Source organism: Parabacteroides gordonii MS-1 = DSM 23371, from assembly GCF_000969825.1.
Lineage (GTDB): Bacteria > Bacteroidota > Bacteroidia > Bacteroidales > Tannerellaceae > Parabacteroides > Parabacteroides gordonii.
On the sequence record NZ_KQ033920.1, the window covers coordinates 1,741,843 to 1,760,601 of the forward strand.

17 protein-coding genes are annotated in these 18,759 nt (G+C 46.1%); 8 read left to right on the forward strand and 9 right to left on the reverse strand.

Going from position 1 to position 18,759, the window contains the following annotated elements:
* Window positions 1–3 precede the first annotated feature (3 nt).
* A complete protein-coding gene (locus tag HMPREF1536_RS24045) occupies window positions 4–1,272 on the reverse strand; it encodes a hemolysin family protein (RefSeq protein ID WP_028728394.1) in 1,269 nt (422 codons plus the stop codon).
* 96 nt (window positions 1,273–1,368) lie between these two features.
* On the opposite strand from HMPREF1536_RS24045, the gene HMPREF1536_RS24050 reads away from it, so the two are divergent.
* Complete coding sequence (locus tag HMPREF1536_RS24050) at window positions 1,369–2,490, forward strand: Card1-like endonuclease domain-containing protein (protein ID WP_028728393.1); 1,122 nt, start codon at window positions 1,369–1,371, stop codon at window positions 2,488–2,490.
* A gap of 395 nt (window positions 2,491–2,885) precedes the next feature.
* Here the strand turns inward: HMPREF1536_RS24050 and HMPREF1536_RS24055 are convergent, their stop codons facing one another.
* A complete protein-coding gene (locus HMPREF1536_RS24055; protein ID WP_028728392.1) occupies window positions 2,886–3,821 on the reverse strand; it encodes a sugar phosphate isomerase/epimerase family protein in 936 nt (311 codons plus the stop codon).
* Between the two features lie 97 nt (window positions 3,822–3,918).
* On the opposite strand from HMPREF1536_RS24055, the gene HMPREF1536_RS24060 reads away from it, so the two are divergent.
* Window positions 3,919–4,194, forward strand: coding sequence for a zinc ribbon domain-containing protein (locus HMPREF1536_RS24060; protein ID WP_028728391.1), 276 nt, complete (start codon window positions 3,919–3,921; stop codon window positions 4,192–4,194).
* A 128-nt stretch (window positions 4,195–4,322) separates the two neighbouring features.
* Here the strand turns inward: HMPREF1536_RS24060 and HMPREF1536_RS24065 are convergent, their stop codons facing one another.
* Both HMPREF1536_RS24065 and HMPREF1536_RS24070 read right to left on the reverse strand, forming a co-directional pair.
* On the reverse strand, window positions 4,323–5,012 hold the full coding sequence (locus tag HMPREF1536_RS24065; protein WP_007653120.1) for a CDGSH iron-sulfur domain-containing protein: 690 nt from the start codon (window positions 5,010–5,012) through the stop codon (window positions 4,323–4,325).
* A gap of 92 nt (window positions 5,013–5,104) precedes the next feature.
* Window positions 5,105–7,666 (reverse strand): hypothetical protein, encoded by a 2,562-nt coding sequence (locus HMPREF1536_RS24070; protein WP_225608051.1) that lies wholly within the window; start codon window positions 7,664–7,666, stop codon window positions 5,105–5,107.
* A 1,021-nt stretch (window positions 7,667–8,687) separates the two neighbouring features.
* Between HMPREF1536_RS24070 and HMPREF1536_RS24075 the strand changes: the two genes are divergently transcribed.
* The 4 genes from HMPREF1536_RS24075 to HMPREF1536_RS24090 all read left to right on the forward strand — a co-directional run bounded on the left by HMPREF1536_RS24075 (window position 8,688) and on the right by HMPREF1536_RS24090 (window position 14,025).
* Window positions 8,688–10,580, forward strand: coding sequence for an endonuclease MutS2 (locus HMPREF1536_RS24075; protein WP_028728389.1), 1,893 nt, complete (start codon window positions 8,688–8,690; stop codon window positions 10,578–10,580).
* A 180-nt stretch (window positions 10,581–10,760) separates the two neighbouring features.
* Window positions 10,761–11,039: a hypothetical protein gene (locus HMPREF1536_RS24080; protein ID WP_028728388.1), complete on the forward strand. Its 279-nt coding sequence runs from the start codon at window positions 10,761–10,763 to the stop codon at window positions 11,037–11,039.
* 519 nt (window positions 11,040–11,558) lie between these two features.
* Entirely contained in the window at window positions 11,559–12,956 is a 1,398-nt protein-coding gene (locus HMPREF1536_RS24085; RefSeq protein WP_028728387.1) for an RtcB family protein, read from the forward strand.
* Window positions 12,957–13,080: 124 nt separating this feature from the next.
* Window positions 13,081–14,025, forward strand: coding sequence for a homocysteine S-methyltransferase family protein (locus tag HMPREF1536_RS24090; protein WP_028728386.1), 945 nt, complete (start codon window positions 13,081–13,083; stop codon window positions 14,023–14,025).
* Between the two features lie 2 nt (window positions 14,026–14,027).
* On the opposite strand, the gene HMPREF1536_RS24095 is transcribed toward HMPREF1536_RS24090, so the two are convergent.
* On the reverse strand, window positions 14,028–14,501 hold the full coding sequence (locus HMPREF1536_RS24095) for an Lrp/AsnC family transcriptional regulator (RefSeq protein ID WP_007653114.1): 474 nt from the start codon (window positions 14,499–14,501) through the stop codon (window positions 14,028–14,030).
* A 174-nt stretch (window positions 14,502–14,675) separates the two neighbouring features.
* On the opposite strand from HMPREF1536_RS24095, the gene HMPREF1536_RS24100 reads away from it, so the two are divergent.
* Window positions 14,676–15,593, forward strand: a complete 918-nt coding sequence (locus tag HMPREF1536_RS24100) for a DMT family transporter (protein ID WP_028728385.1) — start codon at window positions 14,676–14,678, stop codon at window positions 15,591–15,593.
* Window positions 15,594–15,614: 21 nt separating this feature from the next.
* Here the strand turns inward: HMPREF1536_RS24100 and HMPREF1536_RS24105 are convergent, their stop codons facing one another.
* A complete protein-coding gene (locus HMPREF1536_RS24105) occupies window positions 15,615–16,142 on the reverse strand; it encodes a DJ-1/PfpI family protein (protein ID WP_007653110.1) in 528 nt (175 codons plus the stop codon).
* Window positions 16,143–16,307: 165 nt separating this feature from the next.
* Between HMPREF1536_RS24105 and HMPREF1536_RS24110 the strand changes: the two genes are divergently transcribed.
* On the forward strand, window positions 16,308–16,661 hold the full coding sequence (locus HMPREF1536_RS24110; protein WP_028728384.1) for a winged helix-turn-helix transcriptional regulator: 354 nt from the start codon (window positions 16,308–16,310) through the stop codon (window positions 16,659–16,661).
* A 163-nt stretch (window positions 16,662–16,824) separates the two neighbouring features.
* Here HMPREF1536_RS24110 and HMPREF1536_RS24115 read toward each other — a convergent pair whose 3' ends face one another.
* The 3 genes from HMPREF1536_RS24115 to HMPREF1536_RS24125 all read right to left on the reverse strand — a co-directional run bounded on the left by HMPREF1536_RS24115 (window position 16,825) and on the right by HMPREF1536_RS24125 (window position 18,749).
* Window positions 16,825–17,760 (reverse strand): helix-turn-helix transcriptional regulator, encoded by a 936-nt coding sequence (locus tag HMPREF1536_RS24115; RefSeq protein WP_028728383.1) that lies wholly within the window; start codon window positions 17,758–17,760, stop codon window positions 16,825–16,827.
* A 64-nt stretch (window positions 17,761–17,824) separates the two neighbouring features.
* Window positions 17,825–18,253, reverse strand: coding sequence for a pyridoxamine 5'-phosphate oxidase family protein (locus HMPREF1536_RS24120; protein WP_010803728.1), 429 nt, complete (start codon window positions 18,251–18,253; stop codon window positions 17,825–17,827).
* Between the two features lie 130 nt (window positions 18,254–18,383).
* On the reverse strand, window positions 18,384–18,749 hold the full coding sequence (locus HMPREF1536_RS24125) for a helix-turn-helix domain-containing protein (protein ID WP_007653102.1): 366 nt from the start codon (window positions 18,747–18,749) through the stop codon (window positions 18,384–18,386).
* Window positions 18,750–18,759 lie beyond the last annotated feature (10 nt).

Below are 18,759 nucleotides of genomic sequence, written 5' to 3' on the forward strand. Positions count from 1 at the left end.
TTATCAATCTATTTTCGAAACCAACACTTTGTCGATACGGGCACCGTCCATGTCTACGATCTCGAACGAGAAAGTCAGCCAGGTCAGCGTCTCCCCCGTCTTTGGAACCCGTTCGAGGATTTCGAGGATCAGACCGCTTAAGGTGTTGTAATCGTGCTCGGCGTAAAGGTCTTCCATATCGAAGTATTCGAGGAAGTCGTAGAAATTATACTGTCCGTCCACCAACCAGGTACCATCGGCACGCTGCGTGATCTCGGCCTCTTCACCCACTTCGGGCACCTGCCCGATCAAGCCTTCCATAATATCCTTCAAGGTCACGATACCCTGTACGCCCCCGAACTCATCCGTCACGATGCCATATTTCACGCGGGCCACTTTAAACTGCTCCAAAGCATTATACACACTCTGGTTCTCCGGAAGATATTGCGCCGGGCGTATCACCTCCTCCAACGAGAAGTCAGGTTCATCAATCCGTCCGAACAGGTCTTTGAGATAAACAACTCCTTTGATATTATCAAACTTTTCGGAAGCAACGGGGTAAATATTGAATAAATTCTCCTGCACCTTTTCACGGATCTTCTCGATACTGTCGGTCACATCCAGCCATACCAGGTCACTGCGGTGTGTCATGATCGAACCGACGTTACGGTCGCCGAGGTTAAAGACGCGCTCCACGATGTCTTGTTCCACCTCCTGCACTTCACCTCCGTCAAAACCTTCTTTCACGATCGCCTTGATCTCCTCTTCCGTCACTTTATTCTCTTCGTTCGCTTTGATTCCGGTAATTTTTATAACCAGAGCAGTGCTTTTCGACAACAACCAGACAAAAGGCAAAGCCAACTTCGACAAAAGGTACATCGGTTTGGCCACCAGCATCGAAACCCGTTCGGCATAGCCCATACCGATACGTTTCGGCACAAGTTCGCCCATGATCAGTGTCAGGTAAGTTACTATAATAACGATGGTAGTCTTCGACAGTCCCAGGGCATAGGGTTCGAGTGCAGGCACGTGGCGTACCACTTCAGCCAGGTTGGCCGCAAATGCTTCTCCCGAATACAAACCGGTCAGGATACCGATCAGCGTAATCCCTATCTGGATAGTCGACAAGAACCGGTCTGGTTCGCCGGCCAGCTTCAAAGCTGTTTGCGCAGATTTATTCCCTCTTTTTGCTTCCAGTTCCAACCGGGCCTTGCGGGCAGACACCAAAGCGATTTCAGACATAGACAAAATACCATTCAACAAGATAAGGCCGATAATAATAAATATTTCCATTTGCTATATACACAGCGATTGATTAGGCAACGAAGATATGAATTATATCGAAATTAATGCTACATTTAGCACTTTAATTCATTTATGATTTACAACATGAAACATCAGATCATCTTACTTGGAAAAGATATAACCTCCGTGTATCACGGAATAAAAGAATTTGCCCCGGATCACGTACACCTGCTATGTACCAACGAAACGCAGCAAGTGGCAGAGCCGTTATTCCCACTCCTTCCCGACTCCATCGGCCGCACAGTATACCGCACCGAGCCCTACAACGGCGAACATGTGCGCACCGTATGCCGGAAAATACACCAGGCTTACCCTTCCGCCGACTTCGCCTATAACCTTTCGGAAGGCACCAAACTGATGGCTTTCGCCGCTTTCACGATCGCAAAGGAATACAACGTCCCGGCCTTTTACCTCACCCAGCTGGGCGATCTGGTCTGGCTCGACAACTTTGAGATGCGCCCGATGAAAAGCAAGCTGGACAACAAGGAGATACTAGGCCTCAGCGGAAACGTACTCACCGAATACCAGGATGCGAAACAGCTGAGCGATACCGACATACAAGCCTCCTCGCTGATCAAGCAGTTCATCGAACAATACCCGAAGGAACATACTATGATCCAGAAATTCTTTAACATATTCTGTGAACGCGACACCTCACGCCTGCCCGCATCGCGAGTCTTTAAGAACGGATTACGATTCAAGCAACGACAGGGAAGCCTGCTGATCGCACAGGAAAACCATGTACTGCTACGGCTATCTACCCCGAACGCCTGCATGTTGTTCTTCAAGGGGCGTTGGTGGGAAACACTGGTCGCCCACAAGGTAAGGACATGGAGCCAGCGGCACCCCAACCGCCCCGAAGTATGGCAAAGCGTCATCTTCCGGACGGAAGGGAACAACCCGCGCACCAAAAACGAGGTGGACGTATTACTCAACAACCAGCAGCAATTGATTTTTATAGAATGTAAATCGGGACTGGTCACCCAGAACGATGTATATAAGGTAGATGCCGTTCGTGAGACGTATGGCGGGGATATTTCCCTGGCTGTCCTGGCCAGTTATTACCCGGTAGAAGATAATTTGCAGGAAAAGTGCAAGGATTTGCAGATAAACCTCTTCGCCCCTACCTATATCGAAGACCGCATCGACCACCTGAACACCTTACCGGCCTGGCTGGAGAAGCTTTCCAACTCGCTGCAACTATAAAAAAGAAGCCGTTCTACCTTCTCAGGCGGAACGGCTTTTATCAATCGATAAGTTTTTGCTAATCTAATACATATTAGAAAACAATATCGGGAGATAGATACTTACACTTATTCTAAATTCTAAACTTCATCATCAAAATTAACTGGAAGGAATTATCAATTCCCTCACGTCAACAAATAGTGCAAAGGTTATGCCAAAAAAGAATACCACATCAGGACACATCACAGCCCCCTAATTATAAGCATATTACAAAAATAAAGAATGCAAAATGCCCAAAACAGCAAGTGTGGACAAAGTGTGGAAGTGTGGAATTTTTCCCCACCACACTATGGGGAATTGCAAAGAAAAAGCCGGTACAGTTTCCCGTACCGGCTCTCCTATCTATCATTCTGTCATTATTTTACGAACGGTGCCTCCAGCAGATAATCGGCACAGCCTTTCACTCCGTCAAATTGTGAACGTCCGTCCGGCATGCCTTCCAGCTCCACATAAAATTCTTTTATCTTATTCTCGTTGGCCTGTTTGAAGATCATTTCGAAATTCATGAAACCAGATTGTCCGAGAATCGCCCGGTCTTTGATATGCAACAGCTTGATGCGGTCGGCATATTTCTTCATGTATTCCACCGGATCATTCTGTCCGATCACCGTCCAGTAAACATCCATTTCAAAAAAGACCAGGGAAGGATCAGTACCTTTCAGGAACAGGTCGTAGATAATGTCGCCTTTATTGTGGCGGCCGAACACAGCCTCTTTTCCACCGGGCACCACCTTTGCAAATTCAAAATCATGGTTATGGTAACCAAACGGAATGCCTGCCGCCTTTATGACCTTTCCGGCTTCGTTGAAGATATCGCATACATAGCCCACTTCTTCCACGCTGCGGGTGCTGGGTTGTCCGGGTTGCACGAGATACTTCACACCCAGTTTGGCATGGTCGTCGGCCGTTTTCTTCCAGAATTCCATAATAGACTGGCGGTTCTCCGGGGTATATGTGCCTGTGGGCGGATTAACATGCGAGCTGGTGATCTTCAATCCGTTGTCCTCAGCTATCTTTTTGAATTCCATCATGTCCATACCGCTGATCTTCCCGTCGTTATATCCGGCAAGTTCGAGCGTTGAATAACCGATTTCTTTGATTTTTTTCATTCCGGCGGGTACGTCCTTTGTCAGTTCACCCCCCAGGGAATAAATCTGTAAACCTAAACTTTTTGTGGCGGTCGTTTCCGTGGTTACGGGAGTGGCTGCCTGTAATGTTCCCGCTTTTCCGGTCATCAAACCGCCGAGAGTCAGCAGGGAAGCATTTCTCAGGAAATTTCTTCTATTTATCATGGTCTAGTAATTTTAAGTCTTCAAAGGTATAATTTTAATCTGAAAAATAGTTTTATATTTGTAGGAAAGTAAGAACCCTATAAATTTATTTTGTATCATGGAACCTATTTATTGCCAAAGTTGTGGAATGCCACTCGTTGCCGAAACGGATTTCGGAACTAACCGGGACGGAAGTAAGAACAAGGAATATTGCGCTTTCTGCTTCAAGGACGGCCAGTTCACGCAAAACGTTACGATGGAAGAGATGATCCAGATCTGCCTCCAGTATTCAGACTCCTTCAAACATGAAAACGGCGAAAGCTACACCAAAGAGGAAGCCTTGGCAGGAATGCTGTATTATTTCCCGCAACTGAAACGCTGGAAAAAGGAGTAATTGATCAAAGGAAAAGTTTAACCGGTAGGTATCGGTCGAAAGATTGCTGCCGACGTTTTTCCGGAAAGGATACATGCTTTTTACCAAGAGGGTGCATGCTTTTCGGAAAAAGGTCGGCAGCTATTTTTTTAATCGTCCAGCTCTCCCTGGTTTCGCATATGTTTTCCGTCGCAGAACGGTTTATTCTGCGACAAACCGCAACGGCACAAAGTGACACGGTTGCGGACAGGATAAACCCGTCCGTGCTCATCTTCTATCGGGATACCGCCTTTCACCCAGATAGGGCCGTGAACGCTGAGAGCCACGTCTTCGAGGATGCTGATGCCTTCGGGCAATTCCGGTTCGATACGTTTTCCGTCTTTCGTGACGGCAGTGAGACGTCCGCTGGGACAGTTGGCGCATTGCTGTTTCACGATTTCAATCGTTTCGGCCGAGTCGCCCTCTTCCACTTGTTCCCAGGACGTACCGTGGGTATCACAGAAACGAGCCACGGCACAAAGGCTTTCGGCGTCCAGCATATCGATCACCTTCCCTTCGTAGAGGACAGACATTTCATCGTATGTGTCATGGCTGGCGGTCGTATCTCCTTTAAAGCCGTTTTTCTTATGCGTCCCGTCGCAGAACGGTTTGTTATGTGAACCGCCGCAACGGCACAGATGATATACGCCTTCCGGAGCATACTTCTGTATTTCCTTATAACCGGTGGAAGCACCTTTACGATCGTTTACATAACGCAATTGGTTCAGGGGAATATCCCCGATCACTTCATAAGGCCCGTTGGGAAGAACCTTGATTTTCTTTTCACTATTAGCATCCATTACCTAAGTTGTTTTAATTTTATGTACTATTTAATAAACAACCGGCAAATGAGTTTGTTTAGGCATATCTCCGGAAAAACAATCCGGAAGAATCAGAAACCCAGCCCCAACTCAAACATAAAACGGAAACTGTCGGTTGAACCGAAGCAGGAATATTTCGTCGTAATCTTATTAATCAACGTCAGCCAGATACCTCCCCCGTAGGACGTATGCCATCTTTTGGATTGCTCGCCGGGAAACCAGACACGCCCGTAATCGAAACCGGCAAAGACACCATACTTCAGCGGGGTAAACGGATTCTTCAACTTCCCCATATCCAGCCGGATGTCCGAATACTGGTAAAAAGATTGCTTTCCGATGAAACGGTTGTCCCTGTAACCGCGCAATTCGGTGGATGCTGCCTGGTAAAACTCATACTTATTATTGAAAAGCTGCTGGGTTTTCGCCATCGTAGCCCAGGTAAGACGGTCGGTTATCTTTACATCCAGCTCCACCGATGCTTCGGCGTAAGGGAAATTACGGCTTGCATCTTTCAGGTTCATCTTCCAACCTCCGGTAAGCGTCCCTCCCAGTTTGGGGATGAAGGAACAGATCTCTTTTTCCGTATGGAAGGAAAGTCCGAGGTCGATGAACAGGTTGGTTTTGAAGATACGATGATCCTCGGGGTAAAACTGGTTAATGAAACGGTCGTTGGTTTCCTTGGCTTTAAACATTTCCCAGGAGGCTTGTACGACCAACCTCTCCCTTTCGCTGAAATCCAGGTGGAAGGAAGGGGATAATTTGAACTGGCGGATATGCACGCGGTTGTAATTCTTCTTTGCATCCTTATAGCCGTCCGTATTGTTTCCGAAGCCGAAGAAATTGTAAAAGTTCCTCCGCGAGCTGATCGTTGCATCTATATTAAACGATTTCTTCCCGTCATAAGACGGAAAAATTCCTTGATAGACAAAGCCTTGTATATAGTTGTACCCGATACGGTGCTGATAGGTAAAGGGCGAACGCTTGAAACCATACATCGTATAGGTAAAGAAGGTTCCGAGACTGAATCCCTTGTCCGAGTCGTAAATTCCCCAGGGAGTGAAAGACATCTTATGATGCTTTATCTTATTATAATCGTACTGATGAATCTCAGGGATATCCGAAAATACCTTTTTGACATGGGGCACGGTATCGAGGGTTGCCTTCCCCGACTCATATTCATAAACACGTATGTGGTGACCCGGTTCCATCCGGTAGGTATTCTTTCCTTTCCCGGCAATCAGGAAAACGGGTACCTCCTTGTCTGCCTTCCCACTTACTTCGAAACGGTCGTCACCCTCCAGACCGTAGAGCCAGATCTCTTTTGTCTTTTTCCGGCTGTATTTCCGGTCGAACACCCGTTGTCCGGTCTGTTGGTCGTACATCTGTATGAACAGACTGTCCGGGTTATGGCGGTCGATCACGAAACGGTCTGAACGGTTGGTTCCCGTCAGCACCGGAGTTTGTTGCAACGAAGCAAAATAATTTTTTGCTATCACCTCCAGCTTCTCCCGCCTTTCCTTTATTATCTGGGTAATCCGTTTAATTTCTTTGTCTTCTATTCCTTTGGGAAGCCTTGATAAAGCCTCGTCGATGATAGAGTCGGTAAGCGTCTGCCGGATAAATCGCGCCTGTCCGATCCATACGGAAACGTCGCTTTGGGAAGCCAGCGCCATATCCAAAGCAAAACCCAACGTATTCTCTTTCCGGACACTTTTCGGGGAAGCGTCGTAATTGACGATGAAACCTAATCCCAGCACACGGAGCATTTGTTTGAACAAAACACCGTCTACCTTCGTAAAAGCGTGGTTACGGTCTATGACTATCGGGGCATAGAGGATGCTGTCTCCTTCGGAGCGGCCCAGCCAGTTCCAGTTTTCGGGTATTTTATTCCAGTCGCCTATCAGCATATCCAGCAGGCGTTCGCGGATATAAAGCACCTGATCTACCTGAAAATTCTTGTTAGCCTGTATGGTATCCAGCAATTCTTCCGTCAGGAGAATATTCGGACGGGTATTGAAATCCGGGACATCAATGACGCTGACCAATTTATTTTCGATAGACGTCCCGTTGGCAACCGTATCGCGGGTCGAATGTTCCGACAGGTAAAATATCCGCGAATTGTTTGAACTCAACCCCGACGAGCGTGCCAGATAATCGGCAGAAATAAAGGTATAGGGATTGATTATGGTATAGGCATCCCCGATAAACTGATCCAGGTAAGTATTTTTAAATACCTTCTTGTTATAGACTTCCTGGAAGAATTTCGACTCGATAAATGTGGTATATCCGCCTAACGGCTTCAAAAGACAGAGTTGCTGTTGGTTGTTTTCAAGCAACAGGCCTTGAAAATCGGCCGCCTGCTCAACCACCTTCACCCCTCCCCACAGCGATTGCAAGGTAACTGAAGGAACGGTAATAGGGAGAGAATAAAGTGTGCGGTAATGCTCACCCCACAACACATTATACAGATCGCTTTTACGCGTGGCAGAGGGAGGATAAATGGATTTTCGGACAAGAGAATCACCTTCACCCACCCGTGGAAAGAGAGAGGCCGTCATATCCGCAGAAAAGACAAACAGCATAACAAGAAAGACTATATAAGGAGCAGGACTAAGCCGCATTTTCATCATCATCAGATAATTAAACAGTAATTACATCCTACAGATAAACACCTGTATATATAAGTAACACATCAGGCGTTTAACTTGTTTTATTCATACTGCCCGGCGACCTGTGCCAGTTTCTTTGCCATCTCTTAACAGCCTTCCCGTATTTAGCAAACTGTCAATTCACCCCATTCTTAAAGGGGCTGTACGTAGACTAATCAATACCTATCTTTTTTCATGCAACTGTCCGCGACTTAACAAATAGCACTTCATTCAGATAAAGCCCAATAAAGTGACATTATAAGACTAAAAAAAGAATAGAACGAATCACTCAAGCAATAAGATCTCCCATACGAAGCAAATTTGTCAATCTATTTGCAATGCTTATTTACTATGCTACAGAAAATAAAAATGTTATTCAACATACGATTTTAGTATAAAACGACTTCCAGGAAGACTCGATTAAACACTTATTAACCATTATCCTATTTAAAACAAACCTCCATTTCGTTTTAAACAAGTTTTTTGTTCGTTTTAAACGAAGTTCAAATCCCTTTAAAACGAAATGAAAAAGCATTTATCGGGAAGAAACTGTTAATTTTTGTATCCACAAGCATTCTGTAAGATAGATTTAAGCCAACGCACTCGTCACAAATAATCAAATAATAAAGTCTTTATGCTTAACAAGTAGTACATTCTATTACATTTTGTCAATTATGCCATTTTATTACTTTTCCTAAAAGATCAATAGTTGTTCTGCACTGTTATTTCATTTTATTTCCTATCTTTGCCCCGATAAATAAAAAAATTCACCCTTTTATGCGTTGTGCATCCGTGTAAATACCATATTGCGAATTAACATCTCTCACCTTGGAGACGTTAATGGTACAGAATAGACAGTTTAGATATATATAAATATCTATGTCTAGCAGGATTTTAGTACCCTGTCGGAATATGGAAAATCTCAGATTTTAATCAATTACTTTTTATAAACTGTATATTGGCTTGTCTGCTTACAGACAGCTGGTAACAAATATCATATGAGATTATGATTTACCCGGATAATTTTGAACAGAAAATAGGGATCGACACGATCCGTCAATTCATTACAGAGAAATGTTTATCTCCACTTGGCGAAGAGCAGGTTACAACCATGAGCTTTTCTACTAATTATGAAGCTATTGCAAAATGGTTGGAACAGACAGACGAGTTCTCACAAATAATACGCAACAAGGAAAATTTTCCCGTAGACTTCTTTTTGGATGTCCGCGACGCCCTGCTACGGATTGAAGAAGATGTTACAGTATGGTTTTCTGAAGAAGAAATTTCAAACTTAATGAACTCTCTTCAAACAATCAACAACATCGTCACCTTCCTGCACAGCGCTAAAGCGCAGAACGGAAAAGCGAAGTATCCTGCACTAACTGCTATTGCTGATAAAATAAAGGTCTTTCCTTCGTTAGTCGAAAAAGCAAATTCCATACTAGACAAATCCTGTCAGGTAAAAGACAATGCTTCACGCCGGCTTGCAGACATACGCAGGGAGAAAATAGAAGCAACTAAAGCCGTCATGCGCAATATGCAAACAGCCATACGTGATGCACAAGCGGCAGGATTGATAGGAAGAGATACACAACCGAGTCTACGTGAAGGGCATATGCTTATACCTGTCGGCGCCGGCAACAAGCGGAAAATCAAAGGCATCGTACATGACGACTCCGGTAGCGGCAAAACCGTATACATCGAACCTGAAGCCGTTGCAAAAGCCAGCAACCGCCTACGGGAACTCGAGGCTGACGAACGTCGCGAGGTTATAAAAATACTCATCGGATTTACCGACCTTGTCCGTCCGCATATGGCAGACATCAAACGTTCATACAACTTCATGGGGGAAATAGACTTCATCCGTGCAAAGGCTTCTTTCGCTGTACGCATCAATGGCATTAGACCGGCATTTGAAGATAAACAGCAGATTGAATGGACACAGGCCATACATCCTCTGCTGAATATACAATTGCGTCAACAGAATAAGCAGGCATTCCCGTTAGATATCAGACTGAACGGGAAAGAACGGTTACTTATTGTTTCCGGAGCAAATGCCGGAGGTAAATCCCTTTGCCTGAAAACCGTTGCATTATTACAATATATGCTACAATGCGGACTTCTCATTCCCGTACATAAAGGTTCACAGACAGGAATATTTGAAGATATATTTGTAGATATAGGCGACGGGCAAAGCATAGAGAACAGTCTTAGTACATATACTTCACATTTGACCAATATGAAGTTCTTTGTAGAGAACTGTAATTGCAAGACGCTTATTCTGATAGATGAGTTCGGTAGCGGGACAGAACCTCAGATCGGAGGTTCCATAGCCGAAACGTTGCTCGACAGATTCAACGGTAAACGTAGCTTCGGCGTAATAACCACTCACTTCCAGAATTTAAAGCATTATGCGTATGAGACGGACGGTGTAATAAACGGTGCCATGCTTTATGATGCTGAGCGTATGCAACCGCTATACAGGTTGTCAATCGGTAACCCGGGAAGTTCGTTCGCTGTCGAAGTTGCCCGAAAAATAGGACTCCCGGAAGATATTATAGTCGATTCTTCCGCCAAAATAGGAACTGATTTTATTAATATGGATAATTTCCTCCAATCTATTGTCCGCGACAAATTATACTGGGAGGAAAAACGGAAAGAAATAGATGAACAGGCAGAAATTCCGGAACCATCCAAAGAGAAGCAAGTTAAACCGGCAAAAGAAAAGGTCATTGAGAATGAGGTTATCGAAAAAGGAGATAGTGTCAGGATAAATGGCCAGACTACCGTTGGCACTGTTTTGGAGATACAAGGCAAGCGGGTCATTGTTGCTTTCGGTCTGATAAAAAGCACCGTCGTGATTGAACGCTTAGAATTGGTTAGCAAAAGAAGAATATAATCACTACTCCACAAAGCCGGTAACACACATTCGTTTACCGGCTTTTCTTTTAATAAAGGGCATTGGCAACTTTGCCAATTACAAATAAAGACACAATTATTTGCATAACATTTATGGTCTTGACCTATTTTTTTCCGTTCTTTGTTATACAGTTGAATATTCATCCTTAATTATAAGCTTATGAGTTTTGCCGGCCATGTTTTCGATATGATACGAAGAAATAAGGAAGATCGCGAGAAACTTAACCAACTTCGTGGGAGGGGAAAAGATATGCGTACCAAATATTCTTCCCATATCCCAGACATCAGCGTCGAAGAATATGAAAAGATCAACCAACAATTGAAGGAACGTGAAAAAAACGAACAAACTTATATTTCACGAATAAAACTAGTTGTTTTAGCAATCATCATAGCCATAGTTATGCTATCATGGGTTATATTTAAACTCTTTTCTTTGTAAAATCAACAAGAGTGAAAAACACATCTTCAAGATTTACACTTTTTGTTACAAATATTTGTTAATTCAAAAACTGATATTATCTTTGCATCGAAATTTTAGTACAAACCCTAAAAACTGAGAAAGGGTACAAATATGTTGGAGCAGAAATAACATTCGAAAATCGGGACTAAGGTGGTTCTTCGGGAGGAAGGATCTTTGTAACTCGCGTCTTTTATCTAATACAACTTATAATATGACTTCTATAAGTTAATTAGTCCCACAATCATATCATACATTTTATTAACAGACTGATGCGTCAGGGCTGAGAGGACAAATTATATTCTTTTCAGGCTGCCAGACTATCAGTACAACCCAATCGTTATGGGTAATTATACGGATGAAACAAAACTCATCTTCGATAATAATTTGTCCTCAGCAGGTTGGAAGACAAGGCGTATCCGTACGGCATTCGACAAACGACTGCGCCGTGTGAATACCCCTTCACGAAATCGTGGAAGAATACAACACAGAAAAAGATTTATGGCAATACGAACAAAAGATTTAAGTAAGATAGGATATACCGACAATGTAGCCCGTAGCAAAGCTGTGAACATCATCAGCAAACATTGCAAACATGACAGCAAAGAAACGGTACTCGCCGTGTTGAGCGACCTGTTGGAGAATCCCGGGAAATATAAGGATAACGACGTCTGGAAACAACTGGCGGAACACTTCTCTCCAACGATTGAAGAGAAGCAGTTCACCACCTATCTTCTGACGGACGAGCCGAAAGGATATAAAACTTATGGCGGGAAATTCATCGACACCCTGGCCAAACAACAGATGGAGCTGGCAATGCGTCTACCGATAGCCCTCGCTGGCGCCCTGATGCCCGACGCACATGCCGGTTACGGACTGCCTATCGGTGGCGTGCTGGCCGGTGACAATGCGGTCATCCCTTATGCAGTCGGTGTCGATATTGGCTGCCGGATGAGTATGACCGTCTTCGATGCCAAGGCGGAAAGTCTGAAACGTTACGCCCACCAGATCAAGGAAGCGTTGAAAGACTATACACACTTCGGTATGGAAGGTGGCCTCCCGTTCGTCCAAGAGCATGAGGTACTCGACCGCGAGGAGTTCCGGTCGACACCCCTGCTACGCATGTTTCACGGGAAAGCTCTGCGGCAATTAGGAACTTCCGGCGGCGGAAACCATTTTGTCGAGTTCGGCGAACTGGAACTGGCGGCCAGCAACGTACTGAACCTTCCCGAAGGTAATTACATGGCGCTCCTCTCCCATTCCGGTTCCCGCGGCTTGGGAGCGGCCATCGCCCGGCAGTACAGCGACATCGCCCGCGAAGTTTGCAAACTTCCCCGCGAAGCACAACATTTTGCCTGGCTGGACTTACACACCGAGGCGGGACAGGAATACTGGATGAGCATGAACCTGGCAGGCGACTATGCCCGTGCCTGCCACGAACAAATACACCATAACCTGTCCAAAGCATTAGGTCTGAAGCCTCTGGCGAACGTCAACAACCATCACAACTTCGCTTGGCAGGAAGAGATTGCCCCCGGCCGTCACGCCATCGTTCACCGCAAAGGCGCCACTCCGGCAGGTAAAGGACAACCAGGCCTCATCCCCGGAAGCATGGCGACGCCCGGTTACCTGGTCTGCGGACGAGGAGCGGAAGAGTCGCTCTGCTCCGCTTCACACGAGGCAGGACGGGCGATGTCGAGACAGAAAGCCAAAGAGCAATTCACGCAGTCGGCCATGAAAAAGTTCCTTTCGCAGGCCGGAGTCACCCTGATCGGTGGCAGCGTGGAAGAAATGCCGCTGGCTTATAAGGACATAGAGAAGGTTATGCCTGCTCAGGAGTCGCTGGTCGATATCCACGGCAGGTTCATACCCCGGATAGTAAGAATGAATAAAGAATAGGGAAATCCCTCAGCTTACCGAAGCACACGAAATACATTATATAATATAAAAGCAGCAAGATTGGACAAATAGAAACCGGAAATGTTTCATACATTTGTCATTCAGGCCAAAAGACTCTATTTTAATGAACGAACATACATTTACCGAAACTTTCAACACCTCTTCCGCCTTGCTGACGGAAGGGGCCATCGTTGAAAGATTACGTCACGAATACCGTATCCCCCTGGACGAACAGATCGTCCACGCCGGGTTGATATACAACGAACAGCATAGGCAACAACTGGCAGCCATCTACCGTGAATACCTCGATATTGCGGAAGCCCGTCGGCTGCCCCTATTGCTGATGACGCCCACCCGGAGAGCCAATAGGGAACGGATCGCCGCATCCGCCTATAAGGACAGGCACGTCCTGAAAGACAATGCCGCCTTCCTGTCCGGACTAAGGCAATCCTACACCACGCCGGTCTATATCGGCGGGGTGACCGGTTGCCGGGGAGATGCCTATAGCGGCCAGAAATGCTTCTCTGTCGAAGAGGCTTTCGATTACCATCTCCCGACACTTCTTGATTTCCGGGAGTCAGGAGTCGATTTCCTTTTTGCCGGCATCATGCCCGAACTGAGCGAAGCAACCGGCATGGCAAAAGCGATGGAGACAACCGGACTCCCTTACATCATCAGTTTCATGATCGGACGCAACGGGCGGCTGATGGACGGAACGTTTATCCACGAAGCTATCGAAAAGATTGATAAACAGACCTCGCGCCCTCCCATCTGCTATATGGCAAATTGCGTACATCCGGACATCCTGCACGAGGCTTTGCTTCACCCGATGAACGATACGGAGTTGGTAAAAGCCCGCTTCGACGGTATCCAGGCAAACGCCGCCGCCCTCAGTCCGGAAGAACTGGACGGATGCTCCTGCCTGAAATCGTCGACGGCAGCCGAATTATCCGACCGCCTGTTGAGTCTGTTATGGGATTTCCCGCTGAAAATCTGTGGCGGTTGTTGCGGAACCGATGCTTCGCACCTGGGAATGTTTGCCGATATTTTAGCGAACCGCACAAGGTAACGTCACTCCCCCGGCACAACCTTCAGGGCGGTCGTATGCTTGATCTCGTTCAACACGAAGGAACTCTGCATCTTTACGATGCCATTTACTTTGGTTAGCTTGTTAAAGACAAACTGGTCGTATGCGGCCAGGTCTTTAACAACTACCTTTAGAAAAAAATCGTAGATGCCGCCGATCGAATAACATTCCATCACCTCATCAATCTCCTGTATCTCTGCTTTGAAGCGCTGGATATGCTCATCGTTGTGCACCGCCAGCGAAACATTACAGAAAACCACCAGCGGAAGTCCTACCTTCTTATTATCCACCAGCGCAACATAATTCCTGATATACCCCTCTTCCTCCAGCCGTTTCACCCGTTCGTAAACAGGCGTTTTCGAGATATTCAGTTCCGCCGACAACTCTTTCATGTTCACTTTTGCATTATTCTGCAACGCTTGTAAAATCTTAATATCAATCTGATCCAGTAAAGCCATAGTATTTTTTCCTATTTTCGTTATCAAAGTTATTCCTAAAACATACAATGTCCTGTATTAACCCCAAATATAGGAATAATTCCTTATTTTCAACAAATCATCAGAACCAATTTACTAAATACATATATTTGCAGTACGATTTTCCTGAATTATTAATAGAAATTTACCGACAACATGGCAAAAACAAATCTGACTTACTGGTATCACCTGATCGCGATCATAACGGTTATTATCTGGGGTACTACATTCGTATCGACAAAAGTACTGATCCACCACGGGCTTTCGCCGGTCGACATCCTCTTTTACCGTTTCGCGCTGGCTTATATATGTATCTGGTTTATCTCGCCGAAGGTGTTGTTTGCCCGGAGTAAAAAAGACGAGCTTATGTTCGTTGCCGCCGGACTTTGCGGGGGATCGATCTATTTTATTACTGAAAACACGGCTTTAGGCATCACGCTGGCCTCGAATGTGTCGCTGATTATCTGTACAGCTCCTATCCTGACGGCATTTCTTTCGTTGCTTTTCTATCGGCAGGAAAAGATAAAACCGAACCTGATATATGGCTCGGTCATGGCTTTGATCGGCGTGGCGTTTGTGGTGTTCAACGGTAGTTTCCTGCTGAAAATCAATCCGCTGGGAGATATGCTTACGTTGATTGCCGCATTGATGTGGGCGTTTTACTGCCTGATACTGAAACAGACGGGGAACCGTTATCCGACATTGCTGATTACGCGGAAAGTGTTTTTCTACGGGCTTGTCACGCTGACACCGATGTTTTTGGTTCATCCGTTGAATACGGATACCACGATCCTCCTCAACCCGGTAGTGGCAGCTAACCTGCTGTTTCTGGGAGTGGTAGCGTCGATGCTTTGCTACATCATGTGGAACACGGCAGTAAAAGAGCTGGGGCCGTTCCGTACGGCAAATTATATCTATATCGTTCCGCTGGTGACGCTGATCACTTCGGCCATCGTGATTGATGAAATTATCACGGTCGTTGCCCTGATCGGTTCAGTGTTTATCCTGAGCGGGGTGTATATTGCGGAGAGAGGGTTTCGGTTCGGAAAGAAACAGAATTGTCCCCCAAATTGAGGGACAATATAAAAACTATTCTTATTTCAGTGCCTCAACCACCTTCGGCAGCATCGTCCAGATGGCATTTTCGCACTGGGCGGTGTAGAAGTTTCCGTCTATTTCAGATTTTTCGTCGGTGGCCAGTCCGGATTGGATGGCAGGTTTTGCCAGCGGATGTACGGCTACCTTCTTGCCTTTCGCAACGCCTGCAATTTCAAACATCAACGCTGCTGCACAATGGCCTATCATCATCTTTCCTTTATCACCAAAGGCTTTGATGACAGCCAGCATATCCTGGTTGTACTGCTTTCCGGCGTTTTCGCTGAACACAGGAACGGCATCCCCGCAACCGAACACTAAAGCGTCGAACTCGTCCTCATGCCCTTTCAGGTTGGCTACCACATCGTCCACCGTCAGCTTGATACCCGAATTGGTCTTAATCTCTGTCGTTTCGGCAACAGCAAACACCTTATAAGAAATTCCATTTTCAAAAAATGCTTCCAGATACTGGAACAAACCTGATCCGTTTACCGGATTTACTGCTAAAACAGCTACTCTTTTTGACATAATTGTAATTATTAAGTGAAACAATAGTTACCTTTCGTAAGTTTATTACCTTTGTGCAGCAAATGTAGACGTTCCGTGCGAAACAAACAAGAACGCACTCCGGGATAAGCTACTTACACAGAGGTAACTATTATTGAATTTCAGCTTGATAGAAAAAGGAAAAAAATGAAAAATTTTCACCCCACAGGAAATTGTCCGGTAAGGGACGTGCTCAGCCGGCTGGGCGACAAATGGTCGATGCTTGTCCTGACTACTTTGAGCGTGAACGGCACGATGCGTTTCAGCGACATTCACAAGACCATCGACGATATTTCACAGCGGATGCTGACCGTCACGCTCCGGACTTTGGAGGCCGACGGCCTGGTGCACCGCAAAGTATATCCTGAAGTGCCGCCCCGCGTGGAATACTGCCTCACGGAACTGGGCACAACTCTGATGCCACATATCGAAGCCCTTGTAAACTGGGCGGTCGGAAACATGGACGAGATACTGACGAGCCGGCAGACTGCCGGGCAGTAAATCGCCGGAAGGAGACATTTATTTTCATCCAGAGGATGCATGCTTTTTTTGAAGAGGGTGCATCCTCTTTCGAAAGAGGGTGTATCCTTTTCTAAAATGGGGTGCGTGCTTTTTGCACAGGGGAAGAAAGTAACCGGCAGCAAGGTCATCCGGTAACGCGGCGTTACAGCTTAATTTTCGTAATCAACTCCCTGACGACCGTTTTGAGTTCGGGCGGCCCGATAATCTCGGAGCGGTCGGCAATGGAGAGATACCAGCGGCCGAATGCTTCGAGCGAATAAGTCTGGTATTTCTGGAGGTAATACTCCCCGTCGGGTTGCTCGTCGTAAAGTCCGTAAGTGTATTTGGAGACTTCCGTATCGCGTGCGACATCGCGGTGGACACGAAGTTTCACCTCGATATCGACCTCGGAATAATAGACCTGCTCTATCAGCTCGTCAAGCGGAGGATGTGCTTCCTCAAAATCGTTTTCGGTCAGAGATAGATGGACAATCCTTCCCAGGTGGAAAGTACGGTAATCCTTCCTCAACTTGCACCAGGCAAGGACATACCAGATGCCTCTCGAGAAAAACATGCCCTGGGGCTCGACCGTCCGCTCGGTGACCTGGTGGTTATAGCCGGCACGGTAGGTCATCAGTAATTGCTTCTTATTCAACAAGCCTTTCAGAAGCGGCTGAAGGACATTTCCGGGGATGGCAGGCGGTGCACTGTAACTCCCCGAAATCCGGATGTACTGGTCGAAATGATGAAGGATATCTTTTTCGGCCGTTTTCAGTACTGCACGTATCTTATCCATGCCACTGCGGAACAGTCCGTAGGTATCGCCGTCGGTCTGATGGCTGACAAGTTTCTCCGCCACCAGGAAAGAGAGAGCCTCCTCGGTATTGAACATCAGGGGCGGCAACTTGAAACCGTCCACCAGCGAATACCCTACCCCGGCCTCGCCACCGACAGGGATGCCAGACTCTTCCAACGCACGGATGTCGCGATAAACCGTCCGGAGACTTACTCCGAACTGCTCCGCAATCTCGCTTGCCGTGACAACAGGGCGGGATTGCAGCTTGACCAGGATAGCGGATATTCGTTCCAGACGGTTCATTGTGCGCGTTTCTTCGGTTGATTTTTTTACAAAGATATCAACTTTCCGGCTATCTGTCGAACGATTAGCAAATCATCGCCCGGATTGATTGGGGGATCAGGCGGATGATGCAAATGCCGTCGCCGGTAGGGCCTTCGGGAGAGTATTCGTTCATCCAGTCTTGCCAAAGTTCGCGTTTCAGTTCCACGTCGGTGACAATCTCGGCCTTACCCGCAATCTGCATCTGGCCGCCTTCCAGCGTAGCGTACATCACTTCGCAGCGCGGATCCTGACGGAGGTTTGCTAATTTCTGCGTGGTGGCTTCTGTCGCGAAATGGAGTTGCTGCAATGTTTGTCCAGCCAGGTTGTTCAAGGCCGAAAGACGCGGGCCTGTCTCAGCATTGCAAGTGGCGATGATGCCGTACTCAAATCCCTTGATAAACTTTTCGGCTTCTTCTACCTGCTCTTTCGTCATCCCGGAAACCTCTCCTAAATAATACAATTTTAATTCCATCTTCGTAGCTTTTTAATGTTTATACTCGAACTATGGGGCAAAGGTATGGGGCGGGGGTGACAACAGTATGTCAGGAGGGGAAGGATAATTAACTACAATACTGATTTTATTTCCACACTTATAATAAAAGCTATACCCCCAAAACAATATTAGCATCAATATTCAGTTTCCGGCTTATGTCTCTGGCTACTTTCAACGTAGGTTCGCATTTACCGGAAAGATACTCACTAACCCGGGAAGGACTCACGCTCAACAGTTCCGAGAGCTTAGTTTGAGTAAGATTCATTTCATACATACGAAGTTTAAGAACGTCCACCAGCAACGGAGTTTCCACAGGAAAATGTTCTTCTTCATAATCAGCGACTAAATCAGACAGCAAATCCAACTCAAGGTAATTCTTGTCATCCGTAGGAGTGTTATTACTTACAACTTTCAGCAATTCTTCAATTCTTGCACAGGCCGCATCGTACTGTTTTTTATCTTTTATCTTTGCCATAATTTACTTA

What these genes read in the sequence shown, in the direction of transcription:
- HMPREF1536_RS24105 (WP_007653110.1), bottom strand. Translation starts at nt 16,142, where the DNA reads ATGTCAAAAAGAGTAGCTGTTTTAGCAGTAAATCCGGTAAACGGATCA.
- HMPREF1536_RS24090 (WP_028728386.1), top strand. Translation starts at nt 13,081, where the DNA reads ATGAACGAACATACATTTACCGAAACTTTCAACACCTCTTCCGCCTTG.
- HMPREF1536_RS24065 (WP_007653120.1), bottom strand. Translation starts at nt 5,012, where the DNA reads ATGGATGCTAATAGTGAAAAGAAAATCAAGGTTCTTCCCAACGGGCCT.
- HMPREF1536_RS24055 (WP_028728392.1), bottom strand. Translation starts at nt 3,821, where the DNA reads ATGATAAATAGAAGAAATTTCCTGAGAAATGCTTCCCTGCTGACTCTC.
- HMPREF1536_RS24070 (WP_225608051.1), bottom strand. Translation starts at nt 7,666, where the DNA reads ATGATGATGAAAATGCGGCTTAGTCCTGCTCCTTATATAGTCTTTCTT.
- HMPREF1536_RS24045 (WP_028728394.1), bottom strand. Translation starts at nt 1,272, where the DNA reads ATGGAAATATTTATTATTATCGGCCTTATCTTGTTGAATGGTATTTTG.
- HMPREF1536_RS24110 (WP_028728384.1), top strand. Translation starts at nt 16,308, where the DNA reads ATGAAAAATTTTCACCCCACAGGAAATTGTCCGGTAAGGGACGTGCTC.
- HMPREF1536_RS24075 (WP_028728389.1), top strand. Translation starts at nt 8,688, where the DNA reads ATGATTTACCCGGATAATTTTGAACAGAAAATAGGGATCGACACGATC.
- HMPREF1536_RS24080 (WP_028728388.1), top strand. Translation starts at nt 10,761, where the DNA reads ATGAGTTTTGCCGGCCATGTTTTCGATATGATACGAAGAAATAAGGAA.
- HMPREF1536_RS24085 (WP_028728387.1), top strand. Translation starts at nt 11,559, where the DNA reads ATGGCAATACGAACAAAAGATTTAAGTAAGATAGGATATACCGACAAT.
- HMPREF1536_RS24115 (WP_028728383.1), bottom strand. Translation starts at nt 17,760, where the DNA reads ATGAACCGTCTGGAACGAATATCCGCTATCCTGGTCAAGCTGCAATCC.
- HMPREF1536_RS24100 (WP_028728385.1), top strand. Translation starts at nt 14,676, where the DNA reads ATGGCAAAAACAAATCTGACTTACTGGTATCACCTGATCGCGATCATA.
- HMPREF1536_RS24095 (WP_007653114.1), bottom strand. Translation starts at nt 14,501, where the DNA reads ATGGCTTTACTGGATCAGATTGATATTAAGATTTTACAAGCGTTGCAG.
- HMPREF1536_RS24120 (WP_010803728.1), bottom strand. Translation starts at nt 18,253, where the DNA reads ATGGAATTAAAATTGTATTATTTAGGAGAGGTTTCCGGGATGACGAAA.
- HMPREF1536_RS24050 (WP_028728393.1), top strand. Translation starts at nt 1,369, where the DNA reads ATGAAACATCAGATCATCTTACTTGGAAAAGATATAACCTCCGTGTAT.
- HMPREF1536_RS24060 (WP_028728391.1), top strand. Translation starts at nt 3,919, where the DNA reads ATGGAACCTATTTATTGCCAAAGTTGTGGAATGCCACTCGTTGCCGAA.
- HMPREF1536_RS24125 (WP_007653102.1), bottom strand. Translation starts at nt 18,749, where the DNA reads ATGGCAAAGATAAAAGATAAAAAACAGTACGATGCGGCCTGTGCAAGA.